The organism is Serratia sp. TSA_198.1, assembly GCF_052686505.1.
Genome location: NZ_JBQZFP010000013.1, coordinates 1 through 5,402, shown reverse-complemented (window position 1 = coordinate 5,402; position 5,402 = coordinate 1). Strand labels below are relative to the sequence as shown.

Annotated in this window: 1 tRNA gene and 3 rRNA genes; all 4 read right to left on the bottom strand. The window is 51.6% G+C overall.

The features are described from left to right. Nucleotides 1–102, bottom strand: a 5S ribosomal RNA gene (rrf, locus tag ACUTSW_RS24975); the annotation flags it as partial. A gap of 101 nt (nt 103–203) precedes the next feature. Continuing rightward, a 23S ribosomal RNA gene (locus tag ACUTSW_RS24970) occupies nt 204–3,113 on the bottom strand. 247 nt (nt 3,114–3,360) lie between these two features. Further along, nucleotides 3,361–3,436 (bottom strand) — tRNA-Glu (locus ACUTSW_RS24965). Nucleotides 3,437–3,581: 145 nt separating this feature from the next. After that, a 16S ribosomal RNA gene (locus ACUTSW_RS24960) occupies nt 3,582–5,123 on the bottom strand. Nucleotides 5,124–5,402 lie beyond the last annotated feature (279 nt).

Below are 5,402 nucleotides of genomic sequence, written 5' to 3'. Positions count from 1 at the left end.
TACTCTCGCATGGGGAGACCCCACACTACCATCGGCGCTACGGCGTTTCACTTCTGAGTTCGGCATGGGGTCAGGTGGGACCACCGCGCTATTGCCGCCAGGCAAATTCTGTTTCATTCCAACCGCCTTTTGGGCCATCAGAACCAATCTCGGAACTTCGCTGAAAATCTACTGCAATCTCTCTAAAACACCTTCGGTGTTGTAAGGTTAAGCCTCACGGATCATTAGTACTGGTTAGCTCAATGCATCGCTGCACTTACACACCCAGCCTATCAACGTCTTAGTCTTAAACGTTCCTTCAGGGGCCTTAAAGGCCCAGGGAAGACTCATCTCGAGGCAAGTTTCGCGCTTAGATGCTTTCAGCGCTTATCTTTTCCGCACTTAGCTACCGGGCAGTGCCATTGGCATGACAACCCGAACACCAGTGGTGCGTTCACTCCGGTCCTCTCGTACTAGGAGCAACCCCTCTCAATCTTCCAACGCCCACGGCAGATAGGGACCGAACTGTCTCACGACGTTCTAAACCCAGCTCGCGTACCACTTTAAATGGCGAACAGCCATACCCTTGGGACCTACTTCAGCCCCAGGATGTGATGAGCCGACATCGAGGTGCCAAACACCGCCGTCGATATGAACTCTTGGGCGGTATCAGCCTGTTATCCCCGGAGTACCTTTTATCCGTTGAGCGATGGCCCTTCCATTCAGAACCACCGGATCACTAAGACCTACTTTCGTACCTGCTCGAGCCGTCACTCTCGCAGTCAAGCTAGCTTATGCCTTTGCACTAACCTCACGATGTCCGACCGTGATTAGCTAACCTTCGTGCTCCTCCGTTACTCTTTGGGAGGAGACCGCCCCAGTCAAACTACCCACCAGACACTGTCCTCACCCCGGATCACGGGGCCGAGTTAGAACATCAAACATTAAAGGGTGGTATTTCAAGGTTGGCTCCACGCAGACTGGCGTCCACGCTTCAAAGCCTCCCACCTATCCTACACATCAAGGCTCAATGTTCAGTGTCAAGCTATAGTAAAGGTTCACGGGGTCTTTCCGTCTTGCCGCGGGTACACTGCATCTTCACAGCGAGTTCAATTTCACTGAGTCTCGGGTGGAGACAGCCTGGCCATCATTACGCCATTCGTGCAGGTCGGAACTTACCCGACAAGGAATTTCGCTACCTTAGGACCGTTATAGTTACGGCCGCCGTTTACTGGGGCTTCGATCAAGAGCTTCGCCTTGCGGCTGACCCCATCAATTAACCTTCCAGCACCGGGCAGGCGTCACACCGTATACGTCCACTTTCGTGTTTGCACAGTGCTGTGTTTTTATTAAACAGTTGCAGCCAGCTGGTATCTGCGACTGGCTTCAGCTCCGAGAGCAAGTCTCTTCACCTACGCGCCAGCGTGCCTTCTCCCGAAGTTACGGCACCATTTTGCCTAGTTCCTTCACCCGAGTTCTCTCAAGCGCCTTGGTATTCTCTACCTGACCACCTGTGTCGGTTTGGGGTACGATTCTGTGTTACCTGATGCTTAGAGGCTTTTCCTGGAAGCTTGGCATCAACTACTTCTGCACCGTGGTGCATCGTCATCACGCCTCAGGGTTGAATAAGAGAACGGATTTACCAATTCTCTCCCCCTACACGCTTAAACCGGGACAACCGTCGCCCGGCTAGCCTAGCCTTCTCCGTCCCCCCTTCGCAGTAACACCGAGTACAGGAATATTAACCTGTTTCCCATCGACTACGCCTTTCGGCCTCGCCTTAGGGGTCGACTCACCCTGCCCCGATTAACGTTGGACAGGAACCCTTGGTCTTCCGGCGAGCGGGTTTTTCACCCGCTTTATCGTTACTTATGTCAGCATTCGCACTTCTGATACCTCCAGCAACCCTCACAGGCCACCTTCAACGGCTTACAGAACGCTCCCCTACCCAACAACGCCTAAGCGTCGCTGCCGCAGCTTCGGTGCATGGTTTAGCCCCGTTACATCTTCCGCGCAGGCCGACTCGACCAGTGAGCTATTACGCTTTCTTTAAATGATGGCTGCTTCTAAGCCAACATCCTGGCTGTCTATGCCTTCCCACATCGTTTCCCACTTAACCATGACTTTGGGACCTTAGCTGGCGGTCTGGGTTGTTTCCCTCTTCACGACGGACGTTAGCACCCGCCGTGTGTCTCCCGTGATAACATTCTTCGGTATTCGGAGTTTGCATCGGTTTGGTAAGCCGGGATGGCCCCCTAGCCGAAACAGTGCTCTACCCCCGAAGATGAGTTCACGAGGCGCTACCTAAATAGCTTTCGGGGAGAACCAGCTATCTCCCGGTTTGATTGGCCTTTCACCCCCAGCCACAAGTCATCCGCTAATTTTTCAACATTAGTCGGTTCGGTCCTCCAGTTAGTGTTACCCAACCTTCAACCTGCCCATGGCTAGATCACCGGGTTTCGGGTCTATACCTTGCAACTATTCGCCCAGTTAAGACTCGGTTTCCCTACGGCTCCCCTATACGGTTAACCTTGCTACAAAATATAAGTCGCTGACCCATTATACAAAAGGTACGCAGTCACCCAACAAAGTAGGCTCCCACTGCTTGTACGTACACGGTTTCAGGTTCTATTTCACTCCCCTCGCCGGGGTTCTTTTCGCCTTTCCCTCACGGTACTGGTTCACTATCGGTCAGTCAGGAGTATTTAGCCTTGGAGGATGGTCCCCCCATATTCAGACAGGATGTCACGTGTCCCGCCCTACTCATCGAACTCACAGAATGTGCATTTTAGTGTACGGGACTATCACCCTTTACTGTGCGACTTTCCAGACGCTTCCACTAACACACAAACTGATTCAGGTTCTGGGCTGTTCCCCGTTCGCTCGCCGCTACTGGGGGAATCTCGGTTGATTTCTTTTCCTCGGGGTACTTAGATGTTTCAGTTCCCCCGGTTCGCCTCATACGACTATGTATTCATCGTATGATAGTGCAACGAATTGCACTGGGTTTCCCCATTCGGGTATCGCCGGTTATAACGGTTCATATCACCTTACCGACGCTTTTCGCAGATTAGCACGCCCTTCATCGCCTCTGACTGCCTAGGCATCCACCGTGTACGCTTAGTCACTTAACCTCACAACCCGAAGGTGTCTTTGTAAACAAAGAGCACGTTCGCGCTGCTACATTTGAGAGACTCTATGACAGGTTAATCCTTACCCCAATACATCTACGGAGGGATAAGTTTCAGCTGTCATGTTTCAATTTTCAGCTTGTTCCAGATTGTTAAAGAGCAATATCTTAAACACGACTCGCAAGAGTCATCTTTAAGATTTTTTCGGTTATGACTAACCGGTGATAATGTCTTTCACTCATTATCGGATTGGCGTCCCCAAGGGGATTCGAACCCCTGTTACAGCCGTGAAAGGGCAGTGTCCTAGGCCTCTAGACGATGGGGACACGAAAATCCGATTAAACTGAACGTCTTAATCGGTTCGTATCAGCATGAGTCAGAGACTCATTACATCAACAGGTAGCGCTTTTGCTCATTACTTTTTCATCAGACAATCTGTGTGAGCACGCCACTCGAATCAATATCATTAGGTAAGGAGGTGATCCAACCGCAGGTTCCCCTACGGTTACCTTGTTACGACTTCACCCCAGTCATGAATCACAAAGTGGTAAGCGCCCTCCCGAAGGTTAAGCTACCTACTTCTTTTGCAACCCACTCCCATGGTGTGACGGGCGGTGTGTACAAGGCCCGGGAACGTATTCACCGTAGCATTCTGATCTACGATTACTAGCGATTCCGACTTCATGGAGTCGAGTTGCAGACTCCAATCCGGACTACGACGTACTTTATGAGGTCCGCTTGCTCTCGCGAGTTCGCTTCTCTTTGTATACGCCATTGTAGCACGTGTGTAGCCCTACTCGTAAGGGCCATGATGACTTGACGTCATCCCCACCTTCCTCCGGTTTATCACCGGCAGTCTCCTTTGAGTTCCCGACCGAATCGCTGGCAACAAAGGATAAGGGTTGCGCTCGTTGCGGGACTTAACCCAACATTTCACAACACGAGCTGACGACAGCCATGCAGCACCTGTCTCAGAGTTCCCGAAGGCACCAATCCATCTCTGGAAAGTTCTCTGGATGTCAAGAGTAGGTAAGGTTCTTCGCGTTGCATCGAATTAAACCACATGCTCCACCGCTTGTGCGGGCCCCCGTCAATTCATTTGAGTTTTAACCTTGCGGCCGTACTCCCCAGGCGGTCGATTTAACGCGTTAGCTCCGGAAGCCACGCCTCAAGGGCACAACCTCCAAATCGACATCGTTTACAGCGTGGACTACCAGGGTATCTAATCCTGTTTGCTCCCCACGCTTTCGCACCTGAGCGTCAGTCTTTGTCCAGGGGGCCGCCTTCGCCACCGGTATTCCTCCAGATCTCTACGCATTTCACCGCTACACCTGGAATTCTACCCCCCTCTACAAGACTCTAGCTTGCCAGTTTCAAATGCAGTTCCCACGTTAAGCGCGGGGATTTCACATCTGACTTAACAAACCGCCTGCGTGCGCTTTACGCCCAGTAATTCCGATTAACGCTTGCACCCTCCGTATTACCGCGGCTGCTGGCACGGAGTTAGCCGGTGCTTCTTCTGCGAGTAACGTCAATGCAATGTGCTATTAACACACTGCCCTTCCTCCTCGCTGAAAGTGCTTTACAACCCTAAGGCCTTCTTCACACACGCGGCATGGCTGCATCAGGCTTGCGCCCATTGTGCAATATTCCCCACTGCTGCCTCCCGTAGGAGTCTGGACCGTGTCTCAGTTCCAGTGTGGCTGGTCATCCTCTCAGACCAGCTAGGGATCGTCGCCTAGGTGAGCCATTACCCCACCTACTAGCTAATCCCATCTGGGCACATCTGATGGCGTGAGGCCCGAAGGTCCCCCACTTTGGTCCGTAGACGTTATGCGGTATTAGCTACCGTTTCCAGTAGTTATCCCCCTCCATCAGGCAGTTTCCCAGACATTACTCACCCGTCCGCCGCTCGTCACCCAGAGAGCAAGCTCTCCTGTGCTACCGCTCGACTTGCATGTGTTAGGCCTGCCGCCAGCGTTCAATCTGAGCCATGATCAAACTCTTCAATTTAAAAGTTCGATTTGCTTCAACTCGTGAAGCGATGCTCAAAGGTTACTAAATGAATTTTACTTCAGTAGTCACTCTTCAAGACTTGATATTTTTTCGTACCCGAAGGTACTGGATATCGTCTTGTGGAGTGCCCACACAGATTGTCTGATAAATTGTTAAAGAGCGTTCGTTACTGAGATAACTCTCGGTAACGCGGGAGGTGCATATTACGCTTTCCCGCTGAAGAGTCAAGCTTTTTTCTTATTAAGAAACGGTGTTTTCACCGGCTTGCTTCTTCCT